At 37.6% G+C, this 16,384-nt stretch carries 16 protein-coding genes; 13 read left to right on the top strand and 3 right to left on the bottom strand.

From position 1 onward, the window contains the following. The first annotated feature begins 119 nt into the window (after positions 1 to 119). The 6 genes from HT722_RS06850 to gla all read left to right on the top strand — a co-directional run bounded on the left by HT722_RS06850 (position 120) and on the right by gla (position 6,764). A complete protein-coding gene (locus HT722_RS06850) occupies positions 120 to 2,102 on the top strand; it encodes a peptide ABC transporter substrate-binding protein (RefSeq protein ID WP_173278260.1) in 1,983 nt (660 codons plus the stop codon). Between the two features lie 223 nt (positions 2,103 to 2,325). Further along, positions 2,326 to 3,492, top strand: coding sequence for an AI-2E family transporter (locus HT722_RS06845; RefSeq protein ID WP_173278258.1), 1,167 nt, complete (start codon positions 2,326 to 2,328; stop codon positions 3,490 to 3,492). Then, the gene (locus HT722_RS06840) at positions 3,482 to 4,711 is read left to right on the top strand and encodes a tetratricopeptide repeat protein (protein WP_173278257.1); all 1,230 of its coding nucleotides are present in this window, start codon (positions 3,482 to 3,484) and stop codon (positions 4,709 to 4,711) included. Before HT722_RS06845 ends, HT722_RS06840 begins: the two co-directional genes overlap by 11 nt. A gap of 352 nt (positions 4,712 to 5,063) precedes the next feature. Further along, entirely contained in the window at positions 5,064 to 5,291 is a 228-nt protein-coding gene (locus HT722_RS10545; protein ID WP_240146939.1) for an MgtC/SapB family protein, read from the top strand. A gap of 29 nt (positions 5,292 to 5,320) precedes the next feature. Then, on the top strand, positions 5,321 to 5,668 hold the full coding sequence (locus tag HT722_RS10540; protein ID WP_240146938.1) for a hypothetical protein: 348 nt from the start codon (positions 5,321 to 5,323) through the stop codon (positions 5,666 to 5,668). A gap of 238 nt (positions 5,669 to 5,906) precedes the next feature. Further along, complete coding sequence (gene gla / locus HT722_RS06830; RefSeq protein ID WP_173278255.1) at positions 5,907 to 6,764, top strand: aquaglyceroporin Gla; 858 nt, start codon at positions 5,907 to 5,909, stop codon at positions 6,762 to 6,764. Positions 6,765 to 6,938: 174 nt separating this feature from the next. On the opposite strand, the gene HT722_RS06825 is transcribed toward gla, so the two are convergent. Genes HT722_RS06825 through tacF form a run of 3 tightly spaced genes read right to left on the bottom strand, consistent with a single transcriptional unit; the run spans position 6,939 to position 10,050 of the window. Then, positions 6,939 to 7,748 carry a phosphorylcholine transferase LicD gene (locus HT722_RS06825; protein ID WP_173278253.1) on the bottom strand — a complete coding sequence of 270 codons (810 nt, stop codon included), beginning with the start codon at positions 7,746 to 7,748 and terminating at the stop codon, positions 6,939 to 6,941. A gap of 1 nt (position 7,749) precedes the next feature. Then, positions 7,750 to 8,553 (bottom strand): phosphorylcholine transferase LicD, encoded by an 804-nt coding sequence (locus HT722_RS06820; RefSeq protein WP_173278251.1) that lies wholly within the window; start codon positions 8,551 to 8,553, stop codon positions 7,750 to 7,752. Between the two features lie 9 nt (positions 8,554 to 8,562). Continuing rightward, on the bottom strand, positions 8,563 to 10,050 hold the full coding sequence (gene tacF, locus HT722_RS06815; RefSeq protein ID WP_173278248.1) for a type IV teichoic acid flippase TacF: 1,488 nt from the start codon (positions 10,048 to 10,050) through the stop codon (positions 8,563 to 8,565). 439 nt (positions 10,051 to 10,489) lie between these two features. Here tacF and HT722_RS06810 point away from each other — a divergent pair, with 439 nt between their 5' ends. From HT722_RS06810 to HT722_RS10535, 7 genes are all read left to right on the top strand, one after another. Beyond that, a complete protein-coding gene (locus tag HT722_RS06810; protein ID WP_000638486.1) occupies positions 10,490 to 11,197 on the top strand; it encodes a 2-C-methyl-D-erythritol 4-phosphate cytidylyltransferase in 708 nt (235 codons plus the stop codon). Positions 11,198 to 11,201: 4 nt separating this feature from the next. After that, positions 11,202 to 12,224 carry a ribitol-5-phosphate dehydrogenase gene (locus HT722_RS06805; protein WP_173275912.1) on the top strand — a complete coding sequence of 341 codons (1,023 nt, stop codon included), beginning with the start codon at positions 11,202 to 11,204 and terminating at the stop codon, positions 12,222 to 12,224. Between the two features lie 16 nt (positions 12,225 to 12,240). Continuing rightward, a complete protein-coding gene (gene licA, locus HT722_RS06800) occupies positions 12,241 to 13,110 on the top strand; it encodes a choline kinase LicA (protein ID WP_173278246.1) in 870 nt (289 codons plus the stop codon). After that, positions 13,100 to 13,978: a DMT family transporter gene (locus HT722_RS06795; protein ID WP_173278244.1), complete on the top strand. Its 879-nt coding sequence runs from the start codon at positions 13,100 to 13,102 to the stop codon at positions 13,976 to 13,978. The genes licA and HT722_RS06795 overlap by 11 nt, the downstream gene beginning before the upstream one ends. An 11-nt stretch (positions 13,979 to 13,989) precedes the next feature. Next, entirely contained in the window at positions 13,990 to 14,679 is a 690-nt protein-coding gene (locus tag HT722_RS06790; RefSeq protein ID WP_000643959.1) for a sugar phosphate nucleotidyltransferase, read from the top strand. A gap of 87 nt (positions 14,680 to 14,766) precedes the next feature. After that, a complete protein-coding gene (dprA, locus tag HT722_RS06785; RefSeq protein ID WP_166736710.1) occupies positions 14,767 to 15,615 on the top strand; it encodes a DNA-processing protein DprA in 849 nt (282 codons plus the stop codon). Between the two features lie 596 nt (positions 15,616 to 16,211). Continuing rightward, complete coding sequence (locus HT722_RS10535) at positions 16,212 to 16,364, top strand: hypothetical protein (RefSeq protein ID WP_031222468.1); 153 nt, start codon at positions 16,212 to 16,214, stop codon at positions 16,362 to 16,364. Positions 16,365 to 16,384: the final 20 nt, after the last annotated feature.

Here is a 16,384-nt window from a genome sequence, read left to right as displayed (position 1 = left end):
AAGGAGTTGAAGCAGTACTTGGTATAGATAAAACAAAACATGATAACCTAGTAAATTTAGTTGATTTACTTTTTAAAAGTGCTATAATAATCTTAGAAAACTATTAAAGGAGTTTAACTATGAAAAAACGTGTTTTCTTAGCAACAGGATTTACTGTTTTATCAGTAGCTGTTCTAGCAGCGTGTTCATCTGGTAATGATAATAAAGATGCTACTAGACCAGTGAATTATGCTTATGTGTTTACATCAGATCCTGTTACTTTGGATTATACAGTTTCTGGTAATGTCAGCACTAAACAGATTACAGGTAATGTTATTGATGGATTACTAGAAAATGATCAATATGGAAATTTAGTTCCATCGGTTGCAGAAGATTGGACTGTTTCCAAAGATGGCTTGACCTATACCTATAAAATCCGTCAGGGTGTCAAGTGGTATACCAATGAGGGAGAGGAGTATGGTGAAGTTAAGGCTCAGGACTTTGTAGCAGGTCTGAAGCATGCAGCTGATAAGAAATCACAGGCCCTCTATTTGGTACAGGATTCTATCAAAGGATTGGATGACTATGTAAATGGGAAAACAACAGATTTTTCTACTGTTGGTGTCAAAGCAACGGATGATTATACTCTTGTTTATACCTTGAATCATCCAGAATCTTTCTGGAATTCGAAGACAACAATGGGAGTTCTTGCTCCTATTAGCGAAGACTTTTTAGCTTCTAAAGGAGATGATTTTGGTAAGGCCACTGATGTTACGAGCATTCTCTACAACGGTCCTTATCTCCTCAAGGGATTGACATCTAAGTCTTCTATCGAAATGACCAAAAATCAAAATTATTGGGATAAGCAAAATGTCTTTATTGATGATATCAAGTTATCATTCTTTGATGGTCAAGATGCAGATTCTCTAGGACGCGGTTTTGATGAGGGACATTATCCAGCTGCTCCACTCTTTAAAAATTCTGCCAACTATGAACGTCTAAAAGAAAAATACAAGGATAATATTGTATATGGTCAACAAAGAGGTGGCGTATTCTATATGTCTACTAATATTGATCGTGTGTCATATAATCATACTGCTAAAACAAGTGATGTAGAAAAATCCTCTACTAAGAAAGCACTTTTAAACAAAGACTTCCGTCAAGCCTTGGCATTTGCTGCAGATCGTAAAGCAGCTGTTTCTCAGGTGTTTGGAGATGAAGTGGCGCCGCGTAAACTACGTACAAGTTTCACTCCTCCAACATTTGTACAAGTAGGAGACCAATCGTTTGGTCAAGTAACTAAGACAGAATTAGATAAGTTGGATAGTATTTGGAAAGATGTCAGTCTTGATGATGCGCAAGATTCACTTCATAATGTAGACAAGGCTAAGGTTAAGTTTGAATCTGCTAAGAAAACTCTTCAAGCTGATGGAGTACAGTTTCCGATTCATTTAGATCTTCCAGTTTCATCTACTCAGACAGATTTTATTCATCAAGCTCAGTCTTATAAACAATCAATTGAAGAAGCCATGGGCTCTGAAAATGTAGTTGTTGACATTCAACAGGTTTCTGATGATGAATTGGGAAACATGACTGTTCTAGCGACATCAAATAATAATGTTGATTGGGACATTAATGTTAATAGTGGTTGGAGTCCGGATTATGCAGATCCGTCAACTTATCTAGATGTATTTGATCCAACATCTGGCCCAAGTCTCCTCAGCTCTCTTGGTGTAGCACCAGGAACAGACAATCCAGCCCTTAAAACAGTTGGATTGGATAAATACAAAGAATTGATTGATGACGCAAACAGTGAGAAAACAGATCTGCAAAAACGTTATTCTAAATATGCTAAGGCTCAAGCTTGGTTAACAGATAGTGCTCTAGTTATTCCTGTACACTCAGACGGTGCCCAAATGCTTGTAACGAAGAAAGTATTAGGCAGTGGTGCTGATGGTTGGGTTGGTGACAAAACAGGCGATAACAGTTATAAATATCTTAAACTCCAAGACAAGATTGTCACTACTAAAGAAATGGATGAGTTCCGCAAGAAATTTGCTGATGAAAAAGCCAAATCCAATGCTGATTATCAGAAGAACTTAGACCGTCATATTCAAGACTAATCGAATCTCCTCTTTTGAGGGGATTTTTTATATCGCTGTCTCCATGTAATACTCAATGAAAATCAAAGAGCAAACTAGGAAGCTAGCCGCAGGCTGTACTTGAGTACGGCAAGGCGAAGCTGACGTGGTTTGAATTTGATTTTCGAAGAGTATAAGCACTTAAAAAAAGAGTTATTTTACTTCAAAAATGGTATAATGAGAGAACGACAGAAAGGAAGTATTTATGGAGCACAAAGAGAAACATTTTAGCCTATCTTGGTTTTTCAAGTGGTTTTTGGATAACAAGGCCATTACGGTATTTTTGGTAACCTTATTATTGGGACTCAATCTTTTTATTTTAAGTAAGATTAGTTTTCTATTTTCACCTGTTTTAGACTTTTTGGCAGTCGTGATGTTGCCAGTCATTCTATCTGGTTTGCTATATTATTTATTAAATCCTATTGTTGATTGGATGGAGAAGCATAAGGTGAATCGTGTTATAGCTATCACTATTGTCTTTGTCATCATCGCTCTTTTTATCATTTGGGGCTTGGCAGTAGCTATTCCAAATCTGCAACGTCAAGTTTTAACATTTGCAAGAAATGTACCAATCTACCTTGAAGATGCTGATCGAGTTATTGATGATTTGGTAACTAAGCGTTTACCAGATGATTTCAGGCCTCAGCTAGAACAAGTTTTGACAAACTTCTCAAGTCAGGCTACAGTTTGGGCAAGTAAAGTTTCTTCTCAGGCAGTCAACTGGGTAAGCGCCTTTATTAGCGGTGCTTCTCAAGTGATTGTTGCCTTGATTATCGTTCCGTTCATGCTCTTTTATCTCTTGCGTGATGGGAAAGGCTTGCGTAACTATTTGACCCAATTTATGCCGAGAAAATTGAAAGAACCTGTTGGACAAGTTTTGTCAGACGTGAATCAACAGTTGTCCAACTATGTTCGAGGGCAAGTAACAGTGGCTATTATTGTAGCAGTAATGTTTATGATCTTCTTCAAGATTATTGGTCTACGCTATGCGGTTACGCTTGGTGTTACTGCTGGTATTCTAAATCTGGTTCCTTATCTTGGTAGCTTTCTAGCCATGCTTCCTGCCCTAGTTCTGGGCTTGATTGCTGGACCAGTCATGCTTTTGAAAGTAGTGATTGTCTTTATCGTAGAACAAACTATTGAAGGCCGTTTTGTCTCTCCATTGATTTTGGGAAGCCAATTAAACATTCATCCCATTAATGTTCTCTTTGTTTTGTTAACTTCAGGTTCCATGTTTGGTATCTGGGGAGTCTTGCTCGGTATTCCGGTTTATGCCTCTGCTAAGGTTGTCATTTCAGCCATTTTCGAATGGTATAAGGTAGTCAGTGGTCTATATGAATTAGAGGGCGAGGAAGTCAAAAGTGAACAATAGTCAACAGATGTTACAGGCTTTGGAAGAGCAAGATTTAGTCAAGACTGAGCACTATTTCGTCAAAGCTTTAGAAAATGATCCAAGTGACCTTTTGTATGAGTTAGCCACCTATCTTGAAGGAATTGGTTTTTATCCTCAGGCAAAGGAGATTTACCTGAAAATTGTAGAGGATTTCCCAGAGCTTCATCTTAATCTAGCTGCAATTGCTAGCGAGGATGGTCAAATCGAAGAAGCCTTTATCTATCTTGAGGAAATCCAAGCTGACAGTGACTGGTATGTCTCGTCTTTGGCTCTGAAGGCAGACCTTTACCAGTTGGAAGGTTTGACAGATGTGGCGCGTGAAAAATTGCTGGAGGCTTTGAGTTATTCAGATGATCCTCTCTTGATATTGGGTTTGGCAGAGTTGGATAGTGAGTTGGAAAATTACCAAGCGGCTATTCAAGCCTATGCCCAGTTAGATAATCGCTCGATTTATGAGCAAACGGGCATTTCCACCTATCAACGAATTGGCTTTGCCTATGCTCAGTTAGGGAAATTTGAAACGGCTACTGAGTTTTTAGAAAAAGCCCTGGAGTTAGAATACGATGACTTAACAGCTTTTGAGTTGGCCAGTCTTTATTTTGATCAAGAAGAATATCAAAAAGCCACCCTCTACTTTAAGCAGCTTGATACCATTTCTCCTGACTTTGAAGGCTATGAGTATGGGTACAGTCAGGCTTTACATAAGGAACATCAAGTTCAAGAAGCCCTGCGTATCGCTAAGCAAGGATTAGAGAAAAATCCCTTTGAAACTCGCCTCTTGCTGGCTGCTTCACAATTTTCTTATGAATTGCATGATGCTAGTGGTGCAGAAAATTATCTTCTTGCTGCAAAAGAAGACGCTGAGGATACAGAAGAAATCTTGCTTCGTTTAGCCACTATTTATCTGGAGCAGGAGCGTTATGAGGATATTCTAGACTTGCAGAGTGAGGAGCCAGAAAATCTTTTGACCAAGTGGATGATTGCTCGTTCTTATCAAGAAATGGACGATTTGGATACTGCTTATGAGCATTATCAAGAGTTGACAGGAGATTTGAAGGACAATCCAGAATTTCTGGAACACTATATCTATCTCTTGCGTGAATTGGGACATTTTGAAGAAGCAAAAGTCCATGCTCACACTTACTTAAAACTGGTTCCAGATGATGTGCAAATGCAAGAACTGTTTGAGAGATTGTAAGAATTAATATATTACAGAAAACTGCAAGTTATTACTCGACAATAACTGCGGTTTTTTATTTTTAAAATGTATTGTTTTTAACTAATACTCAATGAAAATCAAAGAGCAAACTAGGAAGTTCGCCGCAGGCTGCTCAAAGCACTGCTTTGAGGTTGTAAATAAGACTGACGAAGTCAGTCACATATATATGGAAAGGCGACGTTGACGCAGTTTGAATTCGAAGTATAAGTATATTCTCTTGAAAAAAGTTTTAACTAGAACTATAATATAAAATTATGAGTGGTAGAGGAGGGAAATAATACTTGATACGATAGCTCTACTGATTGAAGTCCGACATATTATTCTCATTTTATTGTCTTGTTTTTCCGATTTTATAATTGGCTATGAAAGAAAGTGTAAGCACAAGCAGGCTGGGAGAAAGACTCATATTTTGGTTGTCTTAACTGCAAATTTAATGATGATTTTATCAAAAGAAGCTTTTTTAGATACGCCTAATGATGATACTTCTAGGGTTGCGGTCCAGATTGTTAGTGGTATTATTTTCATGAGGGATAAAAAATCAGTGCTGTCACCACAGTAGCTGGTATTTGGGCAACTGCAGATATTGGAATGGCGATTGGAGCAGGTTTTGCTTTTCTAGGCTTATTTTGTAGTCTAATTGTAGTCTCTGTTCAGAAAAGCAGCTCCAAATTTTTGAAAAGCGATACCCATTATTATATCAGAATGACTGGATTTGTAACCAATAAACCTCCCATATATACCTTGAATATTCTCATTGAACAGAAGGGATTTTATAATTTAAATATTGATATGGACAGAAATGAAAGTACTTATAATCTCACAATTAGAGCAGATCACGATAAATCCATTTCCTCCAAAAATATGGCTGAGGTTTTATGGCAATGTGACGAGAATTTTTATATAAATCAGGTTAAGATTGTATCATTAGAAGGATAGAGTTTTGTTTTCATAGCAAAACTCTTATTTGTGAATGGGAAAGATACTTCTTATTCCCTATACTATGTATCAGGAGGAATTGATATAAAAGCATCAGATTAGCGCAGATAACAGAATGAACTGGGAATATCTTGAAAACAAAGATTATTTTATAAGCTTTGGAATCGTTTTCTGTCACAATCTTTCGGGAAAGTAGTTGCTAAAAGATATCTAAAAAATTTTAAGGAGAATCTATCAAATGGATTTCACATGGGCAATTAAATATGCCACTGAATTTTTGGGAACTGTCATTTTGATCATTCTTGGGAATGGTGCAGTTGCCAACGTTGAACTTAAAGGTACGAAAGGTCACCAAAGTGGCTGGATCGTCATCGCTGTTGGTTATGGTATGGGGGTTATGATCCCAGCCTTAATGTTTGGTAATGTATCTGGGAACCACATCAACCCTGCCTTCACTCTAGGACTTGCAATCAGCGGTCTTTTCCCTTGGGCAAAAGTTGCGCCTTATATCATCGCACAAGTTTTGGGTGCTATCTTTGGTCAAGCCTTAGTTGTGGCAACACACCGTCCATTCTACTTGAAAACTGAAAACTCAAATAACATCTTGGGAACTTTCTCAACTATTTCAAGTATTGACCATGGTACAAAAGAAAGTTGCTATGCAGCAACTGTCAATGGTTTGATTAACGAGTTTGTTGGTTCATTTGTTTTGTTCTTTGCAGCTCTTGGTTTGACTAAAAACTTCTTTGGTGCTGAAGTGCTTCAATACATGAAACAAATGGCAACACAAGCAGGACAAACAGTTGATTTCTCTGACTTGGCTATTAAAGCACAGGTGGCTCCACACACTGCTTCAGGACTTTCTGTGGCTCACTTGGCACTTGGATTCCTCGTTATGGCTTTGGTAACATCATTTGGAGGACCTACAGGACCTGCCTTGAACCCTGCTCGTGACTTGGGACCACGTCTCCTTCATGCTTTCCTTCCAAAATCAGTTCTTGGTGAGCATAAAGGCGATTCAAAATGGTGGTATTCTTGGGTACCAGTAGTAGCACCTATTGCAGCAGTAGCTATCTTCAAATTCCTTTACTTATAAGAAATTGATTTCTTTGTCTATTGTAATGGATTGAAGAAAAATTAAAACGCATAATATCAGGTGTTGAATGAAAACCTTGATATTATGCGTTTTGTTGTGGGGGACTTACTTCATTTTTTCCTGCAATTGAGTTTTTTCCAAGTCTCACTCAATACTTTGTATAATTGCCCTTAATCAGTTTTTGCGATAAGCTTTAATACTGTGACTATACCACTCTTGCATTTCCTTTGATGGTGGTGTCATATAATCCCCATACATCTGAGTTAAAAATTGGTCATATTTTTTTGGAACTGGTAACATACGACCTTCAAACTCAGTTAAGATGAGTTCTTTAAAGGTATCAACTGGGAAGACTTCTTTCATTCCTTCCTTACCGATCCCAACTCCTCCTTCATATTGAGGAGTGCTGGTTGCAGCATTTTTGATTAGCTGATCAATTTTCTTGTAAAAGTAACGGGGATTGACCACTCGGAGGGCGTACCAGCTACATAATCTTAGAAAATCTTTTAATTTGCTGTCACCGTGAACTGCGCGTGATTTTTTGATATAAGCTAGTTGACGAAGGGCCACATACTTATAGCTCTTGTCGACAATGCTCAGGTCTGTAAAGCGATCAATTGGGAAGACATCGATGAAAAGGCTGGTGTCATGACGCTTGTACTTAACATGGTCTTCGATAACAGTAGAAGTATCCAAAATCGATGCGAAATTATGGAAGTACCAAGAAGAAGTGTCGTAGGAAAGAACCTTGTAGCGAGGGTGATTTTCTTCTTCAATAATCTTCAGTAAACGCTCATAATCCTCACGATAGAGAGAAATATCAATATCATCATCCCATGGAATCATACCTTTGTGGCGGATAGCTCCAAGCATGGTTCCATAACTGAGAAAATAAGGAATATCATGTTTCTTACAAGTCTCATCAATATAGTCTAGCAGGGCTAGTTGAATTTCTTTAATTTCTTCTTTTTCTAAATACTGCATTCTAATCCTCCAATTTGTAAGCGTGAAATTCATGACTGTAGAAGCGTTTTTCTTCTGGTGGTAGGGTCATATAATCTCCATAAAATTGTGTCAAAATAGTATCAAATTTTTCAGGTGCTGGAAGGCTTAAATTTTCAAAGGGTAAATCAATTGTTTTATCAAAGGTACCACTTGGAAATACTTCTTTTTCCTTAAATTTAGAAGGGATAAAGGCCATATACTGACCATTCTCACGACTATATTTTTGAATTTCTTTCTCGATTTTATGTGCGAAATAACGAGGAGAAACAGGTCGAAGGAGTAACCAGAAGGCTGTTCGTATCCAATCTTTTAAAAGGCTATCCTTATAGACAATATTTTTATGTTTACTGAAAGACAGAAGTTTGAAGCTTTCCAGTTTATAACAAGTATCAATGACCTTAGGATCATCAAAGCGATCCATAGGGAAAATATCGATAAAAACACCTGACTCATAGGTTTTTGTATTCCGAGTATCAATAATTTTAGTTGTAGTGTCGGTTATTTTGATAAAGTTGTTAAAGTAGTTTTTATCTGTTTCTAAGGATAAAAGTTTGTATTTACTTTCTTCCTTTTGAAAAATGTTTATAAATCGTTGGTAGTCTTCTCGAGGCATGGACAGATCAATATCGTCGTCCCAAGGGATAAAGCCCTGATGTCGAACTGCCCCAATCAGAGTTCCGTAGTTAATAATATAGTTGATATTGTGCTTTTTACAGAGAGTATCAATATAATCCAAAATTTCTAATTCAATTTGTTTGGCATCTTCAATGGTTAGTTGTTTCATTTTAAACTCCTATGATCTTTTGAATTTATTTTTTAAGGCTAGGACATGGTTTAAAAATTCATAGAAAATGCTATCTTTGGTGAAGACAAGTAGACCAATATAAGAGATGGCTGATAGCAAGACAATCAAACCAGTATTAATCAAAAATGGCAAATTAATGACCATATCTACGGGATACAAGAAATTAATCAGGAAATAAATTCCTACAAAGGAAAGTGAAAAGAGCGAGTATCGAACAGTATAGCTAAAGATATGTCCTAAGTGGATGAGTTGTTTTCTATGGATGAAAATGATATAGAAAACAAGTAGAGAGGCCTCTGATAGCATAGTTGTCAGTAAGTAGTATTCAGGAGCCACGATATGGTTGAAAAAGAGGAGACTATTTAAGCCCAAATTGAGTAGCCCAGCAAAGACTGTGTAAACTGTGATACGTTTTTCATAGCCATTTGTAAAGAGAATTTGGGAACCAAGAATGGTATCTAGTGCCAGGATAATCGTCCGAAAAGCGAAGAGAGAGGTTAAGATACCACCTCCGATATATTTTTCACTACCGTAAAGTAGGATGGCATTTGGTCCTAAAACCATGAGTCCAAAGCTCAGTGGAATGATAAAGAAGTTAAAGATTCGACTGCCCCTGTTAACCAGAGAAACATAGGCTTCTTTGTCTCCTTTACCCAAATAGTAACTGAGACGAGGCACACTCACTCCAATTGCACCTGTTACAACCCCAGCTATAACGGTCACAATTCGCTGAGCCATGGTATAGTAACTAACGTTGACATCAATCCCTGTTTTAACGAGGAAGAGACGGTCCAAAAATGTGAAGAGCATATTGGCATTGGCAAAGACCAACATGGCTGTTAAAGGGAGAAAGAGCGGTTTAAAATCACTTAGGTGGATTTTAACAAGTTTAATGTCTCTTTTAATCCAAAAATAACTAATCAGATAGTTAATCAGTGTCGATAAACTCATCACAAGTGTGTAGACAACAATATCGTGTTCATTTTTAACAAATAAGAAAATAGAGACCAGCATCAGGATACGGATGAAGGCAGTCTTGTAAAAGAGAAAACTGTAATTTTCCAGAGCTTCATTGACCCACTCGATTGAAAAAATCTGGGCAATGAGTTGAATCCCCATAACAAGGTAGACCTTTTTGATGATTGGATTATCTGTAAAGAAGAGAGGATAGGCAAGGATATAGACAGCAGTGGTCAAAATTGTACACGCTATGCACAAATAAAAAAGACTAGAGAAGGTTCTATTCAGATCTTTTTTGTTATCCTTGACATTACTGATGGCCCGTAAACCGTAGTTATAGACCCCATAAGTCGCAAAGGGCAAGAAAAATGACAAAATAGTGTCGACTGAGTTGAAGTAACCATAGTCAGTTCGGTCTAAGACACGCGCTACATAGGTTCCAGTTAGGATGGGAAAAATAATATTTAAGACACGGATTCCCATGTAAGATAGAGCATTTAATTTTATACTTTTCATTCAATTTACCTCGTTTTTCATTATATCATAAAGTCAGCTAATAAGAAATGAAGGGCAGTAATACTCTTCGAAAATCTCTTCAAACCACGTCAGCGTCGCCTTACCGTACTCAAGTACAGCTTACGGCTAGCTTCCTAGTTTGCTTTTTGATTTTCATTGAGTATAAGTCAAGTAATCACTTTGAACTTTCAAAGCTTAATTTTAAGTTTTCTTTAAGGAAAGTATATTATTCTGAAGAACTCTAAAATTTCACAGCCATTTATTAGCAATGACTACAGAATTCCTGGTCATTACTAGAAATGGACTAGTTTCTTTGAATAATAGAACTCCTTAATCCTTCTATTCTAGAACGGGAGGGCCGGTATTTCTTTCATGATAGGACTAGATTGTGGTATAATAGAGAGAATAAGTTTTTTTAGTAAGACAAAGGAGAAAATAGATGATTTATGCAGGAATTCTTGCTGGTGGAACTGGCACACGCATGGGAATCAGTAACTTGCCAAAACAATTTTTAGAGCTAGGTGATCGACCTATTTTGATTCATACAATTGAAAAATTTGTCTTGGAACCAAGTATTGAAAAAATTGTAGTTGGGGTTCATGGAGACTGGGTTTCCCATGCAGAGGATCTTGTAGATAAATATCTTCCTCTTCATAAGGATCGTATCATCATTACAAAAGGTGGTGCTGACCGCAATACAAGTATTGAGAAAATCATTGAAGCCATTGATGCTTATCGTCCGCTTACTCCAGAGGATATCGTTGTTACCCACGATTCTGTTCGTCCATTTATTACACTTCGCATGATTCAAGACAATATTAAACTTGCCCAAAATCATGACGCAGTGGATACAGTGGTAGAAGCGGTTGATACCATCGTTGAAAGCACCAACGGTCAATTTATTACAGCTATTCCAAATCGTGCTCACCTTTATCAAGGACAAACACCTCAAACATTCCGTTGCAAGGACTTCATGGACCTTTACGGCTCCCTTTCTGGTGAAGAGAAGGAAATCTTGACAGATGCATGTAAAATCTTTGTGATCAAAGGAAAAGATGTAGCCTTGGCCAAGGGTGAATATTCAAATCTGAAGATTACAACCGTAACAGATTTGAAGATTGCAAAAAGTATGATTGAGAAAGACTAGTAAAATGATTAATCAAATTTATCAACTAACTAAGCCTAAGTTTATCAATGTCAAATATCAGGAAGAGGCTATTGACCAAGAAAATCATATCCTTATCCGTCCTAATTATATGGCGGTCTGTCATGCGGATCAGCGTTACTACCAGGGAAAACGTGATCCCAAGATTTTGAATAAAAAGCTTCCAATGGCAATGATTCATGAGTCATGTGGAACCGTTATTTCTGATCCGACAGGAACCTATGAGGTTGGGCAAAAAGTTGTCATGATTCCCAATCAGCCTCCTATGCAGAGTGATGAAGAATTCTATGAGAACTACATGACAGGGACCCATTTCTTGTCTAGTGGATTTGATGGCTTTATGAGAGAGTTTGTTTCTCTCCCTAAAGATCGTGTGGTGCCTTATGATGCTATCGAAGATACGGTTGCAGCCATTACAGAGTTTGTCAGTGTTGGCATGCATGCCATGAATCGTCTATTGACCCTTGCTCATAGCAAGCGTGACCGAATCGCCGTTATCGGAGATGGAAGTTTAGCTTTTGTGGTTGCCAATATTATCAACTATACTTTGCCAGAAGCAGAGATTGTGGTTATTGGTCGTCATTGGGAAAAATTGGAACTCTTCTCTTTTGCTAAAGAATGCTATATCACTGATAATATTCCTGAAGATTTGGCCTTTGACCATGCTTTTGAGTGTTGTGGTGGTAATGGTACTGGACCGGCTATAAATGACCTGATTCGCTACATTCGTCCTCAGGGAACGATTCTCATGATGGGTGTTAGCGAGTATAAAGTCAATCTCAATACACGCGATGCCTTAGAAAAAGGCTTGCTCTTGGTTGGATCCTCTCGTTCTGGTCGCATTGATTTTGAAAATGCCATCCAAATGATGGAAGTCAAGAAATTTGCCAATCGTCTTAAAAATATCCTTTATCTAGAAGAACCTGTAAGAGAAATTAAAGATATTCACCGTGTCTTTGCGACCGATTTAAACACAGCCTTTAAAACTGTGTTTAAGTGGGAAGTATAAGTCCTGGAGGTTAATTGTGGAGAAAATCATTAAAGAAAAAATTTCTTCCCTACTTAGTCAAGAAGAGGAAGTCCTCAGTGTTGAACAGCTGGGGGGAATGACCAATCAAAACTATTTGGTCAAAACAACAAATAAGCAATACATTGTTAAATTCTTTGGTAAAGGGACAGAAAAGCTGATCAATCGTCAAGATGAAAAGTACAATCTTGAACTACTAAAGGATTTAGACTTAGATGTAAAAAATTATCTTTTTGATATTGAAGCTGGTATCAAAGTAAATGAGTATATCGAATCTGCGATTACGCTTGATTCAACGTCAATCAAGACCAAATTTGATAAAATTGCTCCAATTTTACAAACCATTCATGCATCTGGTAAGGAATTAAGGGGAGAATTTGCTCCTTTTGAAGAAATCAAAAAATACGAATCCTTGATTGAAGAGAAAATCCCTTATGCCAACTATGAAGCTGTTCGAGAAGAAGTCTTCTCGTTAGAGAAAAGACTGGCTGACTTAGGTGTTGACAGAAAATCTTGTCATATCGATTTGGTGCCTGAAAACTTTATAGAATCACCTCAAGGACGTCTATATCTGATTGACTGGGAATATTCATCAATGAATGATCCAATGTGGGATTTGGCTGCCCTCTTTTTAGAGTCTGAATTCACTCGTCAAGAGGAAGAAGACTTCTTGTCTCACTATGAGAGTGAGCAAACACCTGTCTCTCGTGAAAAGATTGCAATCTATAAAATTTTGCAAGATACTATTTGGAGTCTATGGACTGTCTATAAGGAAGAGCAAGGTGCAGATTTTGGTGACTATGGTGTGAATCGTTATCAAAGAGCTGTTAAAGGTTTGACTTCTTATGGAGGTTCAGATGAAAACTAAAAATGGAGTTTCTTTTGGTCTACTCTCAGGTATTTTCTGGGGTTTAGGTCTAACAATTAGTGCTTATATCTTTTCGATTTTTACAGATTTGTCGCCCTTTGTGGTGGCCGCTGCTCACGATTTCTTGAGTATCTTTATCTTACTAGCTTTTCTCTTGGTAAAAGAAGGAAAAGTTCGTCTCTCAATTTTCTTAAATATTCGCAATGTGAGTGTTATCATCGGAGCCTTGCTAGCAGGCCCTATCGGTATGCAGGCCAATCTTTATGCGGTTAAGTATATCGGAAGTTCCTTAGCTTCATCTGTGTCGGCTATTTACCCTGCGATTTCAGTTTTATTGGCTTTCTTCTTTTTGAAGCACAAGATTTCAAAAAGTACTGTGTTTGGGATTGTCTTGATTATTGCAGGTATTATTGCTCAAACCTATAAGGTTGAACAGGTCAATTCCTTCTACATTGGGATTCTCTGTGCTTTGGTTTGTGCTATTGCATGGGGAAGTGAGAGTGTTCTTAGCTCCTTTGCTATGGAAAGTGAACTGAGTGAAATCGAAGCCCTCTTAATCCGTCAAGTGACTTCGTTCTTGTCCTATCTTGTGATTGTGCTCTTCTCTCATCATTCATTTACTGCAGTAGCCAATGGACAATTGCTAGGTCTTATGATTGTCTTTGCAGCCTTTGATATGATTTCCTACTTGGCTTATTATATCGCTATCAATCGCTTGCAACCAGCCAAGGCTACAGGCTTGAACGTGAGTTATGTAGTTTGGACTGTCTTGTTCGCAGTTGTTTTCTTGGGTGCACCACTAGATATGCTGACAATTATTACGTCACTTGTCGTTATTGCTGGAGTTTATATTATTATTAAAGAATAAAGGAGATTCGTGTGAAAGCCATTATCTTAGCAGCGGGATTGGGAACTCGCTTGCGTCCTATGACTGAAAATACCCCTAAAGCCTTGGTTCAGGTTAATCAAAAACCCTTGATTGAATACCAAATTGAGTTTCTCAAAGAAAAAGGGATCCATGACATCATCATCATCGTTGGTTACCTTAAAGAACAATTCGATTACTTAAAAGAAAAATACGGTGTTCGCCTCGTTTTCAATGATAAATACGCTGACTACAATAACTTTTACTCTCTCTATCTTGTAAAAGAAGAATTGGCTAACAGCTATGTTATTGATGCAGATAACTATCTCTTTAAAAATATGTTCCGCAATGATTTGACACGTTCGACTTATTTTAGTGTTTATCGTGAAGATTGTACCAACGAATGGTTCTTGGTCTATGGAGACGACTACAAGGTTCAAGATATTACTGTTGATAGCAAGGCTGGTCGTATCCTTAGTGGTGTATCATTCTGGGATGCTCCAACTGCAGAAAAGATTGTCAGCTTTATCGACAAGGCTTATGCAAGTGGTGAATTTGTTGATCTCTACTGGGACAATATGGTTAAGGACAATATCAAAGAGTTAGATGTCTATGTTGAAGAATTAGAAGGTAATAGCATCTATGAGATCGATAGTGTCCAAGACTATCATAAATTAGAAGAAATTCTTAAAAACGAAAATTAAAGATTCCAACATCTGGCTAAAATAGTCGGATGTTTTTTGATTTTTTTACGAATAAATAGATGAGTAGAAAAAGAAATGGAGTTATTTATGAAAATCACAAACTATGAAATCTATAAATTGAAAAAATCAGGTTTGACCAATCAACAGATTTTGAATGTCCTAGAATACGGTGAAAATGTTGATCAGGAGCTTTTGTTGGGTGATATTGCAGATATATCAGGTTGCAGAAATCCAGCTGTTTTTATGGAACGTTATTTTCAGATAGATGATTCGCATTTGGAGAAAGAATTTCAAAAATTTCCATCTTTCTCTATTTTAGACGACTGTTATCCTTGGGATTTGAGTGAAATATACGACGCGCCTGTACTTTTATTTTACAAGGGAAATCTTGACCTCCTGAAATTCCCGAAGGTAGCGGTCGTGGGCAGTCGTGCTTGTAGCAAACAGGGAGCTAAGTCAGTTGAAAAAGTCATTCAGGGCTTGGAAAATGAACTGGTTATTGTCAGTGGATTAGCCAAGGGCATTGACACAGCAGCTCATATGGCAGCTCTTCAGAATGGCGGAAAAACCATTGCAGTGATTGGAACAGGACTAGATGTGTTTTATCCTAAAGCCAATAAACGCTTGCAAGACTATATTGGCAATGACCATCTGGTTCTAAGTGAGTATGGACCTGGCGAACAACCTCTGAAATTTCATTTTCCTGCCCGTAATCGCATCATTGCTGGACTTTGTCGTGGTGTGATTGTAGCAGAGGCTAAGATGCGTTCAGGTAGTCTCATTACCTGTGAGCGAGCAATGGAGGAAGGGCGCGATGTTTTTGCTATACCTGGTAGCATTTTAGATGGACTATCAGACGGTTGCCATCATTTGATTCAAGAAGGGGCAAAATTGGTTACAAGTGGGAAGGATGTTCTTGCGGAATTTGAATTTTAAAAATGACCTAAGCTAGAATTCTGAGAAAAAATCAATTTTTAATAGAAAATGAAGTAAATATCCCCACAATAAAACGCATCCTATCAGGTTTTTCATCACTTGATCTTATGCGTTTTTTCTAAGTGAATAAGTAGAGTGGAGGACTTTTCCCGTAGGAAGGAAAGCAATTTAGTGTAATTGAGAAAGGAGAGTTGCTTGTGACTAATCTTGGTCGGCTTACTGTTAGGGGGGCTTATCATCTAAAATCTTGTCGCTAAGGAAAAATAAAGCCTTCAAGAGTAGAGGTTATAAGCGGTTTGTTAAGAAAGAATTCAAAGACCTTGACAGATAAAAATAAAATGGTTATTATAAAAAATGGTCTGAAATTGATGATGATACTTTTCGAAAATCTTTTTCAATCAGCTCAGCTTTGCCTTGCTGTGTTTCGAGCAAGCTACGGTGAGCTTCCGAGTTTGATTTTCATTTACTAGAAATGAAGTTGATGAGAGATAGCAGTAGATATTTGCGTCAGGATGTGATGGAAAATGATAAAAAGACCTCATGAGATTGGCATATTAGGCTACTAAAGCATTGAGTTTGTTAGGATTTTATACTCAATGAAAATCAAAGAGCAAACTAGGAAGCTAGCCGCAGGTTGCTCAAAGCACTGCTTTGAGGTTGTAGATAAGACTGACGAAGTCAGCTCAAAACACTGTTTTGAGGTTGCAGATAGAACTGACGAAGTCAGTAACATCTATACGGCAAGGTGAAGCTGACGTGGTTTGAAGAG

It is taken from the genome of Streptococcus sp. 53 (assembly GCF_013276565.1).
Lineage (GTDB): Bacteria > Bacillota > Bacilli > Lactobacillales > Streptococcaceae > Streptococcus.
This window is presented reverse-complemented; position numbering and strand designations above follow the sequence as displayed.